Here is a 17,025-nt window from a genome sequence, read left to right as displayed (position 1 = left end):
GGGCAGTATGAACGGTTATTACCCAATTATGCTTAAGCTTGAAGGAAAAAAGGTAGTCGTGGCCGGCGGCGGCAAGGTAGCTGAGCGGAAGGTAAAAGGCTTGCTGGAAACGGGAGCAGCCATTACTGTCATTAGCCCGGAAAGTACTCCTGTTATACAACATTTGGCCCACGAAGGAAAAATAACCTGGAAGCAAAAGTCGTTTGCCAAGTTGGACATCCAGGAAGCGTTTCTCATCATAGCGGCCACGAATGACCCACACACCAACAATCTGGTGAAGGAAGAAGCGGCAGAGCATCAGCTTGTATCCATTGCGGATAATCCGGAGGAGTCAGACTTCCATCTGCCTTCTCATCTGAAGCGGGGCCGCTTAAGCATTGCGGTGTCCACGGGAGGAGCAAGCCCAATCCTAGCGAAACAGATCCGCAAGCAGCTTGAGCAGCAATTTGACTCCCGGTACGAGAATTATCTAGAATTTCTTTTTTCAAAACGGAAATGGATTTTGAAAAATGTTGAGGATGCGGATTTAAAAAGAAAATTGTTAACAGTCATAGTCAGCCCGGAATTTTTGAACAGCGGCGACTGGGATGAGATGTTTCAGCGTTTATATGAACAAATGATTTAAAGCAGGTACCTAAGTAAGAGGTATCTGCTTTTTTGTCGTGTTAAGAATCTAGTAATATTAAGGTTTTTTTTATCTACATAGGGGAATTTTACCTATTTTTAAAAAATTTTCAGAAAAGTAGTTCCATTTTCTAAAAGTGTGTTATATAATACAAAACGAGGATAGTTACTGTATTATAACAAAGAGGTGATCAAGTTCGTGTCGACGCAAACAAGGGGGATGGAAGTGGTTGGGGCCTTGAAAGCCCAATACGACGGGATTTTAACACTAGATGCTTTGGAATTTATTGAAGAACTTGAAACCAAATTTGGCCCAAGACGGGTTGAACTGTTACAGTCCAGGCTTAAACGCCAAGAGGAAATTAATAACGGCAAGCTTCCTGCTTTCCTTCCAGAGACAAAGGAGATTCGAAATGGTGACTGGACCATTGCCTCCCTGCCGCAAGATCTTCAGGATCGCCGGGTGGAGATTACCGGGTCGACAGACCGAAAAATGGTCATCAATGCATTAAACTCTGGTGCCAAATTGTTCATGGCTGATTTCGAGGATGCCACGTCACCAACATGGGAGAACCTCGTTGAAGGGCAAATCAACTTACGGGATGCCGTTAATCGGACGATTAACTTTGAAAATCCAGACGGAAAAAAATACGAACTGAATGAAAAAACAGCTGTACTAATTGTCAGACCCCGCGGACTTCATCTCGAGGAAAAGCATGTGTTATTAGAAGGCAGAGCCATTTCAGGAAGCTTTTTCGATTTTGGATTGTATTTTTTCCATAACGTAAAGGAACTACTGGCAAGAGGAACTGGTCCTTACTTTTACCTGCCGAAGCTTGAAGGCCATTTGGAAGCACGGCTATGGAATGACGTATTTGTATACGCACAGGAAAGGCTCCGGATTGCCCAGGGCACCATCAAAGCAACTGTGTTGATTGAAACCATCCTGGCAGCTTTTGAAATGGAAGAGATCCTTTACGAATTAAGAGAACACTCAGCCGGATTAAACTGCGGCAGATGGGATTATATTTTTAGTTATTTGAAAAAATTGCGTGACCAAAAAGAAGTTATATTACCGGATCGTTCGCAGGTGGCGATGACAGTGCCGTTCATGCGTTCGTACTCCTTACTTACGATTCAAACCTGCCACCGCCGCAAGGCACCGGCAATAGGGGGAATGGCAGCACAGATTCCAATCAAGGATAATCCCCAGGCAAACGAAGAGGCATTTGCTAAGATTCGCGCTGACAAAGAGCGTGAGGCACGGGACGGCCACGATGGGACGTGGGTTGCCCACCCTGGACTTGTTCCGGTGGCGATGGAGGTTTTCAACCGCGAAATGCCGACTCCAAACCAAATCCATACGATGAAACAGCAGAAGATTACCATTACAGCTAGTGATTTATTGGAAGTGCCAACGGGTACGATTACTGAGGAAGGTGTCCGTACCAACATCAATGTTGGTATTCAATATGTGGCTTCCTGGCTTTCAGGCCGCGGTGCAGCACCGATTCATAATTTAATGGAGGATGCAGCAACCGCCGAAATATCACGGGCTCAGCTGTGGCAGTGGATCCGCCATCCGAAGGGTATCTTAAAAGACAACCGGAAGTTAACTACCGATTTGTATGACCAGTTTAAGGTGGAAGAACTTATCAAAATCAAGCGGGAAATTGGGGACCAAGCCTATTTGAACGGGCGGTTCGACGAAGCCGTTAAGCTGTTTGACAACTTAATCTTAAATGACGAATTTGCAGATTTCTTAACTATTCCAGGTTACGAGCGATTATAGGGATTTGAGAGTTTTTAACTCTTCAAAAATATATTTTTAAAAAATACTTTAATAGGTTGATAGGAGGATTTTAAAATGACTGATGCAAGAGTAGCGCAATTACAAGAAAGCTGGGAAATGGATGCACGTTGGAATGGGATTACACGTCCTTATACTGCCGAGGATGTGATCAAGCTTCGCGGTTCTATCGATATTGAACATACATTGGCACGCAAAGGTGCTGAAAAGCTTTGGAAACTAGTAAACGAAGAAGACTATATCAACGCTCTTGGCGCCTTAACTGGTAACCAAGCGGTTCAGCAGGTTAAAGCTGGTCTTAAGGCTATCTACTTAAGCGGCTGGCAGGTTGCTGCAGACGCTAACCTTTCCGGTAACATGTACCCTGACCAAAGCTTATACCCTGCAAACAGCGTTCCGGCTGTTGTTAAGCGTATCAACCAAGCACTTCAGCGTGCTGACCAAATCACTCATGGAGAAGGCGACAATTCTATCGATTGGTTCGCTCCCATCGTGGCCGACGCAGAAGCAGGCTTCGGCGGCCAGCTCAACTGCTTCGAATTAATGAAAGGCATGATTGAAGCAGGTGCTGCCGGCGTTCACTTTGAAGACCAGCTCTCTTCTGAGAAGAAATGCGGCCACTTAGGCGGTAAAGTATTGCTTCCTACACAAACTGCGGTTCGCAACCTGATTGCTGCCCGTTTAGCAGCTGACGTAATGGGTGTTCCGACTGTACTAGTTGCCCGTACAGATGCTAACGCTGCAGACTTAATCACAAGCGATATCGATGAAAATGATGCTGAGTTTATCACTGGCGAACGTACAGCTGAAGGCTTCTTCCGTACAAAAGCAGGTCTTGACCAAGCAATCAGCCGCGGATTGGCTTACGCTCCATACGCTGACCTAATCTGGTGCGAAACTTCCGAGCCAAACCTTGAAGAAGCACGCCGCTTCGCAGAGGCAATTCATGAGAAGTTCCCTGGCAAACTGCTTGCCTACAACTGCTCACCTTCCTTCAACTGGAAGAAGAAGCTTGACGATGAAACGATTGCAAAGTTCCAACAAGAGCTTGGTAAAATGGGTTACAAGTTCCAATTTGTTACTCTGGCCGGCTTCCATGCTCTAAACCATAGCATGTTCGAACTTGCCCGCGGTTACAAAGAAAATGGCATGGCTGCTTACTCTGTCCTGCAACAGGCTGAGTTCGCCAGCGAGCAATACGGCTACACTGCAACACGCCACCAGCGCGAAGTTGGTACTGGTTACTTCGACCAAGTATCTATGGTAATCTCCGGCGGTACTTCTTCAACTACTGCGTTGAAAGGTTCTACTGAGGAAGAGCAGTTTACTGGTTCAAAATAATAATAGTTCGGGCGTGAATCCTTCTCTCCTTAATGGAGAGAGGGATTTTTTCTTTGTGGCTGGGGTTACTCTCGGATAAGGTGTGAATACTCTCGGATAAGGTGTGAATACTCTCGGATAAGGTGTGTTTACTCTCGGATAACGCGGGAATACTCTCGGATAACTGTGATTTACTCTCGTAACCGCAAATTACTCTCGGATAGGAGGGGAATACTCTCGGATAAAGTGAAAATACTCGCGGATGGCCATCATTTATTCTCAGATATGCTGAGATTGGAACGTTTTCTTTACAGAAATCATACAAAGTAAATAGCCCTTTAAATGGAGTTGATTCTTTTTGAAAAAGCCAACCGTTGACGAGGTCTTGCAGCAAGGCATCTATGGAACGATTGAAACCAAGCCTGAGGAAAGACGGAAATTTTTAGGATCTTTACGCGAACGAATTATTGTCGCTCTTACGAAAAAACAAGTAGGCGAAACCGACGTGTACCCTCAAGTAGGGCAGTTAATGAAGAAAAATCCTGGTGCACATCTTTTTCTAAACGGAAACATGGGCTACGCCCAATTATCCAAATATGTAAAAGTGGCATCCAAACACAATATTGGCCACACCATTGTCACCAACAAGGAGCATGACACCGACATCGGCTTAGTTTTAGCAATGAATCATGCTATTGATAAAGAAGATATTTACCTTACAAAAAAGGAAATTGTGATTCCAAAGCAAAATAAGAAGAAAGGACTTTTTTCAAAGTTATTTAAAAGAAAATGAAGCTTATCAGCTCATGGAATGAAGGTGCCATGGGTTTTTTTTATCCAAAAGTAAAATCGTGGTAATATTTAGAAGGGGGGCGAATCATGATTATTCATGGAATAAACCACATTTTGTTTTCCGTTTCCAATCTAGAAAAATCCATACAATTCTATCAAAGTGTTTTTGACGCAAAATTGCTAGTGAAAGGAAGGACCACAGCCTATTTTGATCTAAACGGCTTATGGCTTGCCCTTAATGAGGAGAAGGATATACCGAGAAATGAAATACAACAATCCTATACCCATCTGGCTTTTTCAATCGAGGAGGCAGACTTCCTTAAGATGTTTGAAAAACTGAAACAACTCCAGGTCAACATTCTGCCGGGCCGCCAAAGAGACGAAAGGGATAAACGATCACTATATTTTACCGACCCTGATGGACATAAATTTGAGTTTCACACAGGTACACTTCAAGACAGACTAGCTTACTATAAACAAGAAAAAAAGCATATGGAGTTTTTCAATTGAAAAAGGGGCCCAATAGCCCCTTTTAGTTTGCCGCCTCGACCGCAGCACGCAATTCAATCTCCACATTTCCCTGCACCGCTCTGCTGATCATACAGGAGGTTTCCGCTTTCTTGGCGAGCCTGTGCGCTAATGCAAAATCCTTTTCGGAAGCATCTGCTTTTAAAACGATATGCGGCCGATGGATAATTTTTTTATACGTAATAACCCCTTTGGTTACATCGACAATCCCTTCGGATTCCATCGTTAAGCCCGCCTTATCAAGCCCACTGCGCTGCATCATTGCGGCAAGCGTGATGATATAGCAAGTCGCAGCTGCACCCAGCAGCATTTCATCAGGGTTCGTCCCGACCCCCGGGCCGTCCATTTCCGGCGGGATCGATACCTTTGTTTTTAGGTTTGCGGTTTCAATCTCACCTACATCATTCCGAAGTCCAGGCCAGTTTGCCTTTAATAGAAATCGATGTTCAGCCATCCAAAAACCTCCAGTGAAATATTTCTTGTTTAAAAACCCGATGATTTTTAAAATATGGTATGGTTAGTTTATTAATTATTATGGAGCAGCAAAAAACATGAACCTAATAAAAAAACTATTTCTGTTTTTAGTACTTTGCCTTTATCTGGCCATTCTAACAAAACTCGTATTATTTAAATATATCCCGCTATCACAGATTATCAATCATTTTAATTTCACCTATGACGGATACCACTGGCGCTCAAACAATTTTGTTCCCTTTAAAACCATTAACTTTTATTTGTTTATAGCCGATGTCAATTTCGATATTCGAGTGAAGAATCTAGCTGGAAATGTGATTGGATTTATCCCGCTCGGCTTTATCTTACCACTCTTGGCAAAAAAGTTTCAAAGACTTAGGACCGTTACGCTAGCCGCGTTCAGTTTAAGTCTGTCCTATGAAATACTGCAGTTGGTGTTTGAATTTGGCAGCTTCGATGTGGATGATTTGATTTTAAATACTTTTGGCGGAATTCTGGGTTATATCCCGTTTAAAATTTGGCAGTTGTTTTCACGCCCCAAAAGGAAAGTAAAAAGATAAGGCAAACCGAATTGAAATATGTTGAAATCTGCAACGTTTTTTAAAAATTTGCAGATTTTTTAGTTTAGTAGAAAAAAATGTGTTGTAAGGGTTTACAACGTATAGTAATATAAAAATTGAAATCACATACATGATATAGAATCACATATGTGATTTCGAGGAGGATCCGAGATGGCTGTTAAATCGGCAGAGCGTGTGTTAAAAGTGTTTGAGTTACTTGCGCAGCATCCAGAAGGATTAACAATCAAAGAAATAAGTGAGACACTTGCCTTTCCACAAAGCAGTACGTCAGGTTTGATTGAGACATTATTTCAAGCAAACTATTTGACGGTCGATTTTTCAAAAAAATATAAGCTGGGACCAAAGCTTATACCCCTGGGAAGTATAGCAATGAATTGTCTCGATGTTGCGGCCCAAGGTTTGCCTTTTCTAAAAAGATTAATGGAAGAGGTACAGGAAACTGTCTTTATGGCTGTTTTATCAGATTCTGAACTTATCTATGTGGCGAAGATCAACAGCAATCGATCAATTCGTACCACAGCGGAACCAGGGAAAAGCAAGCCATTGTATTGCACGGGATTGGGAAAAGCCTTCTTAACCTTTCTGCCAATTGAACACAGGGAGAAAGTTCTAAGAGACTTAACACTCAAGCCCATTACCTCCAAGACAATAACGGACAAAACATCTCTCAAGGAGCAATTGGACATGTTCGCCAAAATAGGCTATGCCATTGATGATGAAGAGAATGAGGATGGGTTATATTGTCTGGCTGCTCCTATATATGGAGTAGAATGTACGATTCAGGCCGCAATTAGCGTAGCAGGCCCTAAAGAAAGAATGTTAAAAAATAAAGAACGAATTGTTGAAAACTTGCTCCATACCTCAATGGGAATTTCCGACAGTATTGGGTACAGATAACCACAATGCTTTGTTTTATTAAACCTTTGAAAGGGGGACTTGCATGTAGGAAAAGGGTCATTATGATTCTATTCATTATATTAAGAATGCTGTTTATCTATAGGTTTTTTGAAAACGCTTTAAAACGATAACGCAACAATCGTGTAATTTAAATGCTTAAGGAAAATTGCATGCAAGAGAATTTTTAATTTTATTATTCTACCAAACTATTATGCGTATTATGGGTCTACAATTTAAAATGAAACCGTTATCACTTTTGTGAAAATAACAGCAAGGGGGAAAATTATGAAAAAGAATTTTGTAGGTTTTAAAAAAGCTGCTGGTGTTCTTGCTTTAGCTGTTGGTCTTAGCTCTGCACTTGCTGGCTGCAGCGGTTCAGATTCCTCAACAGGTTCAAAGGCACCTGAGAAGACTACTGAGAAAAAGGTTCAAGAAATCCGCTTGGTTGCTGCTAACCATCCTTGGACAGAAGCAATTAAAGCACAATTGCCAGAGTTTGAGAAAGAGACTGGCATTAAAGTAAAGATTGACAGCTATTTTGAAGACCAATTAACACAAAAAACTTCCGTTGAGTTTGCATCTAACTCTAAGAACATCGACGTTGTTATGTTCCGTCCGCTTCAAGACGGTAAGATGTTCCATAAGAGCGGCTACTTTGCAGACATGACAGGTTATATTTCTAAAGAAAAAGACTATACAAAGGATTTTATTCCTTCTTCCCTAGGAAGCGTGCAACAAGACAAAAAATACTTTGGATTACCGCTTGTAACAGAGACGGAAGTTCTTTACTACCGTAAAGACCTGTTAGAAAAAGCCGGCATCGAAGTTCCAAAGACATTAGAAGAGCTTGAAGCAGCGGCTAAGAAGTTAAACGACCCTGCAAATGGCGTTGCTGGATTTGTTGCCCGTGGTAAACGTGCTGCTGCAGTTACACAGTTTTCCAGCTTCCTATATGGTTTTGGCGGCGACTTTATGAAGGATGGAAAGTCCACCCTTACTTCACCTGAGGCATTAAAAGCATTTGAATATTATGGAAACCTATTAAACAAGTATGGCCCTAAAGGTACTTTAAACATGAGCTGGCCTGAAGCAATGGCTGTGTTCACTCAAGGAAAAGCAGCTTTCTATACTGATGCATCTTCCTTGTTCACAAACGCAACTGACCCATCAAAATCTGCTGTGGCTGACAAAGTTGGTTTTGCTCCGTTCCCAGCTGGTCCTAATGGTTCTAAGCCATACAATGTAACATCTTGGGCACTTGGTATTGGCGCTAACTCTGAGAAGAAAGATGCGGCATGGGAATTCATTAAGTGGGTAGAAAGCAAAGAAATGGTTACGAAGCTTCAAGCTGAAGGAAATCCTGGTGCGCGAATTTCTGTTTGGGATTCTGCAGAAGGAACGGCTAAATTCCCGAAAGATTTAGCAGAATCTATTGCTGAAAATGGTAAAACTGGTACTTCTTATGACCGTCCAGTCGTGATCAACGTAGGAAGCGCACGCGATTCCATCGGAGATATCATCATTGCTGGTATCGAAGGCAAAGATGTTAAGGCTGCTGCAGAAAAGGCTGACGGAGAATTCCAAAAAATTCTGGACAGTGAGAAGTAATCCGTTCTAATTAGCACAAATTTTTAATCGGCTTTCGGTCAGCAATCTAGGTTGTAATACTGGATCATGCCCGAAAGCCGTTTGTTTTAACAAAACCATAATCTTTTCCGGGAGGAACAAAAGAATGACAAATTGGATTGACCGTCACATCAAGTGGGTTTTTACCTTGCCGGCTGTGCTTTTTGTAGGATTAATGATGGTCATGCCTGTGGGCTATACGTTTTGGCTGAGTTTTCATGAGTGGAGCATGTCGAATGTGACTCCTCCGTTATGGGTGGCTTTGGATAATTATATTGCATTATTTAAAGATGAACTTTTTCTTAAATCACTTTGGTTAATGTTCTATTTTACAATTGTAGCTGTGTTGATTGAAACGGTATTAGGGGTTGGGATTGCGATTCTTATGAATCAGAATATCGTTGGAAAAGGCGTTGTCAAAACCTTATTCCTGCTCCCGATGGTAGCAACTCCAGTTGCGGTCGGCTTAATTTGGGTACTGATTTATGAACCGAATATCGGGATTGCCAACATATTCTTAAGCAAACTCGGAATTCCGGGTCAGGAATGGTTAACCTCACAAAGTCTCGTTATGCCTTCGTTAATTTTTATTGATGTTTGGGAATGGACCCCGATGATCGCCTTAATCGTTCTAGCAGGTCTTGTTTCCCTGCCGAAGGATCCTTACGAAGCAGCGATGATTGACGGGGCGACTCCTTGGCAGTCGTTTACAAAAATTACGCTTCCGTTGTTAAAACCGACGCTATATTCCGCTGTTTTATTAAGGATGATTGACGCGTTAAAAACATTTGATATTATTTATGCTACTACTCAGGGCGGACCGGGGACTTCATCCCAAACGACCAACATTTACGGGTACGTTTTAGGCTTTCAATACTTCAAGATTGGTCAAGCTTCCGCGTTATTGATGATCTTCTTTATCATCGTTCTATCGATTAGTATTTTCACGATTCTTTTACGGAAAAGGGCGGGTGTACAGCTATGAGTGAAAAGCAAAGTCCGATTAAATCCATTTTCACCCATTTCGGCGTTTATTTTGTACTGTTTTTGTTCTTACTCCCGTTCCTGTGGATGTTGCTCGCTTCATTTAAAACACAAGTACAAATTCTTAATACGGAAAAAATATTTGAAATTACAGCAAACTTTAATAACTATATTAATGTTTTTAAAGAATACAACTTTCTTAGTTTTATATGGAACAGCTTTGTTGTTGCAGCAGGGGCGACCCTATTTGGTCTCATCCTTGGCCTTCCTGCCGCTTATTCAATTGCAAAATTCAAGCAGCAAGGCTTTGGTCTTTTAATTCTTGTAGCAAGGATCGTACCAGGAATTTCTTTCCTTATCCCGTGGTTTATTATCTTTTCAAAACTTCAATTAATTGACACATACACATCGCTGATTCTCAGCCATATGCTTGTGACCATGCCGTTCATCATTTGGGTTATGATTCCGTTTTTTGAAGGACTACCACATGAGCTCGAGGAATCAGCACGCGTCGATGGCTGTTCCATTCCAGGGGCGTTTGTCAAAGTTATGCTGCCAATCTCAGGGCCAGGAATTGTGACATCATCCATTTTGGCGTTCATTTTCTCATGGAATAACTTTATGTTTTCACTGATTTTAGCAGGTGATAACACGAAAACCTTACCGATTGCCATCTTTAATTTCCTATCCTATTCGGAAATTAACTGGGGTGGTCTGATGGCTGCATCTGTCATCATTACGGCACCTGTACTAGTAATCGCACTATTTGCCCAACGTTATATCATTGCAGGGTTAACAGGCGGAAGTGTGAAGGGTTAATAGTCTTAGCATAAGCGTGATTTAAAAAATAATATAAACGAGGCGAATTTACTATGAAAATCACGAACCTAACATTATACAAAGTCCCACCACGCTGGCTCTTTCTAAAAATTGAAACGGATAATGGCTTAGAAGGCTGGGGCGAACCAATCGTTGAAGGCCGGGCGAGCACGGTTGAGGCTTGTGTAAAGGAACTTAGTGACTATTTAATTGGTCAGGACCCACGGAAGATTGAAGATCTTTTTCAGGTGATGTACCGTGGAGGGTTTTACCGCGGCGGTCCAATCATGATGAGTGCTATTTCGGGAATTGAGCAGGCACTGTGGGACATTAAAGGGAAATTCTACAATATGCCTGTTTATGAAATGCTTGGCGGGGCGGCACGTGATAAAATCCGCGTCTACTCTTGGATCGGCGGCGATCGCCCAAGCGATGTAGCCAGCGCGGCTAAGGAAAAGATTGATGCCGGCTTTACAGCAGTGAAAATGAACGCCACTGAAGAAATGGACTATATCGATAACTTCTCAAGTGTGGAAAGTGTCCTCAACCGGATTGCCGCTGTTCGTGAAGTAGTCGGTAAAGACGTGGGCATCGGCATTGACTTCCACGGACGTGTCCATAAGACAATGGCCAAAATCCTTGCCAAGGAATTAGAGCCGTATCGACCAATGTTTATTGAAGAACCAGTCCTTCCGGAAAATAATGAGGCATTACGGGAAATCGCCCGATATACTTCAACGCCAATCGCAACTGGCGAAAGACAGTATACACGCTGGGGCTTTAAGCAGCTCTTGATGGATGGATATGTTGATATTATCCAGCCGGATGTTTCGCATGCTGGGGGAATTCTCGAGATGAAGAAAATCGCGGCTATGGCGGAAGCATTTGATGTAGCGGTTGCTCCTCATTGCCCGCTTGGTCCAATTGCTTTGGCTTCATGCTTACAGGTGGATTTCTGTACGCCAAATGCAATTATTCAGGAGCAAAGCCTAGGAATTCATTACAATCAAGGTAGTGATTTGCTTGATTACGTTAAGGATCGTTCAGTTTTCAAGTATGAAGATGGCTATGTGAAAATACTGGAGGGCCCAGGCTTAGGCATCGAGGTAGATGAAGAGCATGTAAAAGAAATGGCGAAGATTGGCCACGATTGGAAAAATCCAATTTGGCGCAACAAAGACGGCAGCATTGCAGAGTGGTAAAAGTTAGGGGGAGAAACAATGGATGTTCTTACATTTGGTGAAACAATGATCCTATTAAACCCCTCAAAAGCAGGGCCGCTAAGATATGTCAGTCAATTTGAAAAGACCATCGGCGGGGCAGAGTCCAATGTGGCCATCGCTCTCGCTAGACTTGGCCATCGGGTAAGCTGGGCGAGCCGTCTCGGTGAGGATGAATTCGGTCTATACATCCGTAACTTTATTCGCGGTGAAGGGGTCGATACCAGTTTGGTAGCCTTTGACCCTGCCTCCCCGACAGGAGTATTTTTTAAGGAACGGCAAGATGGAAGAGATCCGAAAGTAAACTATTTCCGGGCCGGATCGGCGGCAAGCAGAATGGGAAAAGCTCACTTGCAGGAAAGTGAAATTGCCAAAGCGAAAATCCTTCATATTTCAGGTATCACACCAGCGTTAAGTCCATCCTGCAGAGAGCTTGTCTATCATGCGATTGATGCAGCCAAACGAAATAAGGTGGCGATTGTTTTCGACCCAAATATACGCCTGAAGCTTTGGACAAAGGAAGAAGCGCGTGAAGTGTTAATGGATATTGCCGGTAAATGCGATATCGTTTTGCCGGGTATTGAAGAGGGTCTGATTCTTACAGGAGAAAAAACACCGGAGAAAATAGCTGAGCGATTAATTAAAAATGGATCAAAGGCGGTCGTTGTGAAACTCGGGGATTCCGGAGCCTATTACAATGATGGAGACAAGCAGGAATTCGTCGACGGGTACAGAGTTGAGAAGGTAGTCGACACTGTTGGTGCGGGCGATGGGTTTGCTGCCGGCTTCATATCGGGCTTGCTTCGCGGCTGGTCCTATAAGGATGCCGTTTCCCTAGGAAACCGGGTAGGCGCTTCTGCTGTAACAGTGGCGGGTGATGTGGAGGGTTATCCATATTGGGCTGAAATAGCTCCCGATCGCTCTGAAGAAATCTTGAGATAGTAGTGGGAAGGAGAGATTTTCGTGATACCGAAAGTACAGCTGCTGCAAAAATTAGTCGAAAGCGGCATTATCGCAGTCATCCGCAGGGTGCCCGAGGAGATCGTCGGACAGGTGATTGAAAGCCTTGTTGAGGGCGGAGTGACGGCACTCGAAGTTACTGTAGATTCACCACATGCATACCGAACAATTGAAAAATACTCGCAGATGTTTAAAGGTCAAGCTCTTATCGGAGCGGGAACGGTTATTGACCGTGAATCCGCTCATCGTGCTATCTCGGCAGGTGCAGATTTTGTTTTTAGCCCTAGCCTTTCTGAAGAGGTGATTAGAACTGCACTGCGTTATGGCAAAATAGCGATTCCGGGTGTGATGACCCCAACTGAAATGATTCAAGCGGTTGAATGGGGTGCGGATGCCGTGAAGGTTTTCCCAGCCGGGAATCTTGGACCAAAGTATATTAAGGATGTCGGGGCACCGTTTCCTCATATTCCTATTATCCCTACAGGCGGCGTCTCGTTAGAAAATATTGAGTCCTATATTAAAGCCGGCGCGGTAGCTTGTGGAATCGGAGGAAGCTTAGTCAATTCTAAATTAATAGAAGAACGCAACTTCAGCGAACTAAAAGAAAAAGGAAATGCATATGTCGAGGCAGTAAGAGCTGCGCGTAATATTATCAGTAACAAGGCACCCATCGCCTGAATAGGGTGCTTTTTCTTTTTGGAAAAGGCACTTTCAATGTCCGAATTGAACTAAAATTAAAAACTCTTGTCCATACTTAAAGAGTAATCATTGCGGTAAAGCGAAAAAGTTTGGTATCATCAATATTAAATGACAATAATCGGAGGTAACTTAGACATGTCGCGAATTTCAACCGACCAGGTGAAGCACGTGGCCAATTTGGCGCGTCTTGCGATTACCGAGGATGAGGCAGAAAAGTTCACCAAGCAGCTTGATGCCATCATCACATTTGCTGAACAGTTAAATGAACTGGATACGGACAATGTGGCTCCTACATACCATGTGCTTGATATGAAAAATGTTCTCCGCGAGGATATCCCAAAGCAAGGATTGCCGCGTGAGGAAGTATTGAAAAATGCGCCGGAGCATCAGGACGGCCAATTCAAAGTGCCATCTATTTTAGGGGAGTAGGAGGATTATTAGTGTGAGTTTATTTGACCATAAAGTTTCAGATCTTCATGAGCTTTTACATAAAAAAGAACTGAAAGTCTCTGACCTGGTTGACGAATCCTATAAGCGGATTGCCGAGGTCGATGATAAAGTTCAGGCGTTTTTAACATTAGATGAAGAGCGTGCCAGACAAGCTGCAAAGGCCCTGGATGACAAACTGGATGCCACAAAAGGGTTGCTGTACGGCATGCCAATCGGCGTGAAAGACAATATCGTCACAAAAGGTCTCAGGACAACCTGTGCAAGTAAAATATTAGAAAACTTTGATCCAATCTATGATGCTACAGTAGTTCAAAAACTGCAGCAGGCAGAAACGGTAACGATCGGTAAGTTAAACATGGACGAGTTCGCGATGGGGTCTTCTAACGAGAATTCCCGCTTCCAAAAGACTCGGAATCCATGGAATCTTGACCGAGTCCCAGGCGGTTCTTCAGGCGGTTCAGCGGCATCCGTTGCAGCTGGAGAAGTGCTATTTTCACTGGGCTCTGACACAGGCGGCTCCATCCGCCAGCCAGCTGCTTTTTGCGGTGTTGTCGGCATGAAGCCAACCTATGGCCGGGTTTCCCGCTTTGGGCTTGTCGCTTTTGCGTCATCGCTTGATCAAATCGGTCCAATCACACGGACAGTCGAGGATAATGCCTATTTATTACAGGCCATTTCCGGACTAGACCCAATGGACTCCACTTCAGCAAACGTGGATGTTCCAAACTTTGTTTCAGCCTTAACGGGTGATGTGAAGGGTCTAAAAATCGCTGTACCGAAAGAGTATCTTGGCGAAGGTGTGCAAGAATCCGTCCGCCAATCTGTATTGGATGCAATTAAGGTTCTTGAAGGTCTTGGTGCTGAGTGGGAAGAGGTTTCACTGCCGCATTCCAAATATGCCCTTGCTGCCTACTACTTAATTTCTTCATCAGAAGCATCTGCCAACCTGGCCCGCTTCGATGGTGTCCGCTACGGTTACCGAACACCTGACGCAGAAAATTTACTTGATTTATATAAAAAGACGCGGGCAGAAGGCTTCGGCGAGGAAGTAAAACGCCGGATTATGCTCGGAACCTTTGCATTAAGCTCCGGTTACTATGATGCCTACTATAAAAAGGCGCAAAAGGTACGAACATTGATTAAGCAGGACTTTGAAAATGTTTTTGAAAAATATGATGTAATTATTGGACCGACAACGCCAACTCCTGCCTTTAAAATTGGCGAGAACATTGATGATCCGTTAACGATGTATGTGAACGATATCCTGACAATACCAATGAACCTTGCCGGTGTGCCGGGAATCTCAGTTCCATGCGGCTTTGAAGGCGGACTGCCGTTAGGTCTGCAAATTATTGGCAAGCATTTTGACGAAGCAACTATTTATCGTGTTGCCCATGCGTTCGAGCAGGCAACCGACCATCATAAAAAGAAGCCGCAATTGTAGGGGGTGAATAGAATGGAATTCGAAACAGTGATTGGACTTGAGGTCCACGTAGAGCTAAAAACAGAATCAAAAATCTTCTCGTCCAGCCCAAACCACTTTGGTGCTGAGCCGAATACAAATACGACTGTCATCGACCTTGGTTACCCAGGGGTGCTGCCAGTTCTGAACAAAAAGGTAGTCGATTATGGGATGAAAGCAGCAATGGCGCTGAATTGCCAAGTTGCCACACATACGAAGTTTGACCGGAAAAACTATTTTTATCCGGACAACCCGAAGGCTTACCAAATCTCACAATTTGACCAGCCAATTGGCGAGCATGGCTGGATAGAAATTGAAGTGGACGGTTATACAAAACGGATTGGCATAACCCGGATTCATATGGAAGAGGATGCCGGCAAGCTGAACCATGAAAAAGGCTATTCATTAGTGGACATTAACCGTCAAGGAACGCCGCTGATTGAAATCGTTTCTGAGCCGGATATTCGAACTCCAAATGAAGCTTATGCCTATTTGGAAAAATTAAAGTCCATTATCCAATATACAGGCGTTTCCGATTGTAAAATGGAAGAGGGTTCACTGCGCTGTGATGCCAATATTTCGATTCGTCCAGTCGGGCAAGAGGAATTCGGAACAAAAACTGAGTTGAAAAACCTGAACTCGTTCAACTTTGTACGAAAAGGTCTTGAATATGAAGAAAAACGTCAGCGCGAGGTTGTCTTGGGCGGCGGAAAAATCGATCAGGAAACACGCCGCTTTGATGAGGCAACGGGTGCGACCATTCTGATGAGGGTAAAGGAAGGCTCCGATGACTATCGCTACTTCCCGGAACCTGACCTTCTCGAATTATATATTGACGAAGACTGGAAATCCCGGATTCGAGCCGAAATTCCTGAACTTCCAGATGAGCGTCAAAAGCGTTATATCGAAGAGCTTGGCCTCCCAGTTTATGATGCAAAAGTACTGACTGTAATTAAAGAAACCGCTGATTTCTTCGAAGCGTCAGTAGCAGCAGGTGCTGATGCAAAAATGGCGTCTAACTGGATCATGGGTGAGGTTTCCGCTTACCTGAATGCTGAGGGCAAGGAACTTCACGATGTTTCGCTAACGCCAGAAGGCCTAGCCGGTATGATCAAATTGATTAATAATGGCACAATATCCTCGAAGATTGCCAAGACTGTCTTTAAAGAGTTAATCGAAAACGGCGGAGATGCCGAGCAGATTGTCAAAGACAAAGGGCTTGTGCAAATTTCCGATGAAGGAACACTCTTGAAGATTATTGGTGAGATTCTTGATAACAATCCGAAATCGATTGAAGATTTCAAGGGTGGTAAGGCAAAGGCTACTGGCTTCCTTGTTGGGCAAATCATGAAAGCGACAAAGGGACAAGCCAACCCGCAATTGGTGAATCAGTTGTTAGTGCAGGAATTGAATAAGAGATAAGCTTGCAAGCCGGTAGAATTTTTCTGCCGGTTTTTGCATGTTGTAAAGGAGTTTCTTTGCAGATAATGTCGGGGCAATATTCGACAATCGCTGCACCATTTCCCGGGAAAAAATCCTTTGTTGAAAAGGCTTTGCTCTTGAAATAACCAAACGTTTGAATGATGTTGTAGATTGGAATTAAGTGTCGAAGGATGGGAAATAAGTCGAGATGCTTTATTTTTCGAGTTGATTTGAGATTTTCAAATGAAATACAAGGTATGTGATACGACATTGTTCCGCCCTTGTTGAAGAGAAAAAGCTATATTTTTCTAAGAAGAAGCGGTGATTCAATCAAATGTTTGATTTAAGGCATATTTT

The 17,025-nt window shown here is 43.4% G+C and carries 17 protein-coding genes; 16 read left to right on the top strand and 1 reads right to left on the bottom strand.

The genetic code is table 11. From position 1 onward, the window contains the following. The first annotated feature begins 7 nt into the window (after positions 1-7). The 5 genes from KHA99_RS28470 (at position 8) to fosM (ending at position 5,056) form a co-directional block, all read left to right on the top strand. Positions 8-625, top strand: coding sequence for an NAD(P)-binding protein (locus KHA99_RS28470; RefSeq protein WP_213120888.1), 618 nt, complete (start codon positions 8-10; stop codon positions 623-625). A gap of 198 nt (positions 626-823) precedes the next feature. Further along, a complete protein-coding gene (aceB, locus tag KHA99_RS28465) occupies positions 824-2,416 on the top strand; it encodes a malate synthase A (RefSeq protein ID WP_372447644.1) in 1,593 nt (530 codons plus the stop codon). 75 nt (positions 2,417-2,491) lie between these two features. Next, complete coding sequence (gene aceA, locus KHA99_RS28460) at positions 2,492-3,775, top strand: isocitrate lyase (protein ID WP_213120887.1); 1,284 nt, start codon at positions 2,492-2,494, stop codon at positions 3,773-3,775. A 337-nt stretch (positions 3,776-4,112) separates the two neighbouring features. Further along, positions 4,113-4,547: a YueI family protein gene (locus KHA99_RS28455; protein WP_213120886.1), complete on the top strand. Its 435-nt coding sequence runs from the start codon at positions 4,113-4,115 to the stop codon at positions 4,545-4,547. Between the two features lie 89 nt (positions 4,548-4,636). Further along, the gene (gene fosM, locus KHA99_RS28450; RefSeq protein WP_372447647.1) at positions 4,637-5,056 is read left to right on the top strand and encodes a FosM family fosfomycin resistance protein; all 420 of its coding nucleotides are present in this window, start codon (positions 4,637-4,639) and stop codon (positions 5,054-5,056) included. 22 nt (positions 5,057-5,078) lie between these two features. Here the strand turns inward: fosM and KHA99_RS28445 are convergent, their stop codons facing one another. Further along, positions 5,079-5,528, bottom strand: a complete 450-nt coding sequence (locus KHA99_RS28445; RefSeq protein WP_213120884.1) for an OsmC family protein — start codon at positions 5,526-5,528, stop codon at positions 5,079-5,081. Positions 5,529-5,625: 97 nt separating this feature from the next. Between KHA99_RS28445 and KHA99_RS28440 the strand changes: the two genes are divergently transcribed. The 11 genes from KHA99_RS28440 to gatB all read left to right on the top strand — a co-directional run bounded on the left by KHA99_RS28440 (position 5,626) and on the right by gatB (position 16,668). Further along, on the top strand, positions 5,626-6,108 hold the full coding sequence (locus KHA99_RS28440; protein WP_213120883.1) for a VanZ family protein: 483 nt from the start codon (positions 5,626-5,628) through the stop codon (positions 6,106-6,108). Between the two features lie 171 nt (positions 6,109-6,279). Further along, positions 6,280-7,026: an IclR family transcriptional regulator gene (locus KHA99_RS28435; protein ID WP_213120882.1), complete on the top strand. Its 747-nt coding sequence runs from the start codon at positions 6,280-6,282 to the stop codon at positions 7,024-7,026. Positions 7,027-7,311: 285 nt separating this feature from the next. Beyond that, complete coding sequence (locus tag KHA99_RS28430) at positions 7,312-8,634, top strand: ABC transporter substrate-binding protein (RefSeq protein ID WP_213120881.1); 1,323 nt, start codon at positions 7,312-7,314, stop codon at positions 8,632-8,634. Positions 8,635-8,758: 124 nt separating this feature from the next. Continuing rightward, positions 8,759-9,637, top strand: a complete 879-nt coding sequence (locus KHA99_RS28425; RefSeq protein ID WP_213120880.1) for a carbohydrate ABC transporter permease — start codon at positions 8,759-8,761, stop codon at positions 9,635-9,637. Then, positions 9,634-10,455 (top strand): carbohydrate ABC transporter permease, encoded by an 822-nt coding sequence (locus KHA99_RS28420; protein WP_213120879.1) that lies wholly within the window; start codon positions 9,634-9,636, stop codon positions 10,453-10,455. The genes KHA99_RS28425 and KHA99_RS28420 overlap by 4 nt, the downstream gene beginning before the upstream one ends. A gap of 53 nt (positions 10,456-10,508) precedes the next feature. After that, complete coding sequence (dgoD, locus tag KHA99_RS28415; protein ID WP_213120878.1) at positions 10,509-11,657, top strand: galactonate dehydratase; 1,149 nt, start codon at positions 10,509-10,511, stop codon at positions 11,655-11,657. Positions 11,658-11,675: 18 nt separating this feature from the next. After that, a complete protein-coding gene (locus tag KHA99_RS28410; protein ID WP_213120877.1) occupies positions 11,676-12,617 on the top strand; it encodes a sugar kinase in 942 nt (313 codons plus the stop codon). A gap of 21 nt (positions 12,618-12,638) precedes the next feature. Then, on the top strand, positions 12,639-13,313 hold the full coding sequence (locus tag KHA99_RS28405; protein WP_213120876.1) for a bifunctional 4-hydroxy-2-oxoglutarate aldolase/2-dehydro-3-deoxy-phosphogluconate aldolase: 675 nt from the start codon (positions 12,639-12,641) through the stop codon (positions 13,311-13,313). Between the two features lie 156 nt (positions 13,314-13,469). After that, the gene (gene gatC / locus KHA99_RS28400) at positions 13,470-13,763 is read left to right on the top strand and encodes an Asp-tRNA(Asn)/Glu-tRNA(Gln) amidotransferase subunit GatC (RefSeq protein WP_213120875.1); all 294 of its coding nucleotides are present in this window, start codon (positions 13,470-13,472) and stop codon (positions 13,761-13,763) included. Between the two features lie 13 nt (positions 13,764-13,776). Further along, positions 13,777-15,228, top strand: coding sequence for an Asp-tRNA(Asn)/Glu-tRNA(Gln) amidotransferase subunit GatA (gene gatA / locus KHA99_RS28395; RefSeq protein WP_213120874.1), 1,452 nt, complete (start codon positions 13,777-13,779; stop codon positions 15,226-15,228). Positions 15,229-15,240: 12 nt separating this feature from the next. Beyond that, on the top strand, positions 15,241-16,668 hold the full coding sequence (gene gatB / locus KHA99_RS28390; protein WP_213120873.1) for an Asp-tRNA(Asn)/Glu-tRNA(Gln) amidotransferase subunit GatB: 1,428 nt from the start codon (positions 15,241-15,243) through the stop codon (positions 16,666-16,668). Positions 16,669-17,025: the final 357 nt, after the last annotated feature.

The organism is Neobacillus rhizophilus (genome assembly GCF_018343535.1).
GTDB lineage: Bacteria > Bacillota > Bacilli > Bacillales > Cytobacillaceae > Neobacillus > Neobacillus rhizophilus.
The sequence above is the reverse complement of the archived record's forward strand: the minus strand, read 5'-3'. Positions and strand labels throughout refer to the sequence as shown.

What these genes read in the sequence shown, in the direction of transcription:
- KHA99_RS28470 (WP_213120888.1), top strand. Translation starts at nt 8, where the DNA reads ATGAACGGTTATTACCCAATTATGCTTAAGCTTGAAGGAAAAAAGGTA.
- KHA99_RS28430 (WP_213120881.1), top strand. Translation starts at nt 7,312, where the DNA reads ATGAAAAAGAATTTTGTAGGTTTTAAAAAAGCTGCTGGTGTTCTTGCT.
- gatB (WP_213120873.1), top strand. Translation starts at nt 15,241, where the DNA reads ATGGAATTCGAAACAGTGATTGGACTTGAGGTCCACGTAGAGCTAAAA.
- KHA99_RS28445 (WP_213120884.1), bottom strand. Translation starts at nt 5,528, where the DNA reads ATGGCTGAACATCGATTTCTATTAAAGGCAAACTGGCCTGGACTTCGG.
- KHA99_RS28440 (WP_213120883.1), top strand. Translation starts at nt 5,626, where the DNA reads ATGAACCTAATAAAAAAACTATTTCTGTTTTTAGTACTTTGCCTTTAT.
- aceA (WP_213120887.1), top strand. Translation starts at nt 2,492, where the DNA reads ATGACTGATGCAAGAGTAGCGCAATTACAAGAAAGCTGGGAAATGGAT.
- gatC (WP_213120875.1), top strand. Translation starts at nt 13,470, where the DNA reads ATGTCGCGAATTTCAACCGACCAGGTGAAGCACGTGGCCAATTTGGCG.
- dgoD (WP_213120878.1), top strand. Translation starts at nt 10,509, where the DNA reads ATGAAAATCACGAACCTAACATTATACAAAGTCCCACCACGCTGGCTC.
- KHA99_RS28420 (WP_213120879.1), top strand. Translation starts at nt 9,634, where the DNA reads ATGAGTGAAAAGCAAAGTCCGATTAAATCCATTTTCACCCATTTCGGC.
- KHA99_RS28425 (WP_213120880.1), top strand. Translation starts at nt 8,759, where the DNA reads ATGACAAATTGGATTGACCGTCACATCAAGTGGGTTTTTACCTTGCCG.
- KHA99_RS28435 (WP_213120882.1), top strand. Translation starts at nt 6,280, where the DNA reads ATGGCTGTTAAATCGGCAGAGCGTGTGTTAAAAGTGTTTGAGTTACTT.
- KHA99_RS28410 (WP_213120877.1), top strand. Translation starts at nt 11,676, where the DNA reads ATGGATGTTCTTACATTTGGTGAAACAATGATCCTATTAAACCCCTCA.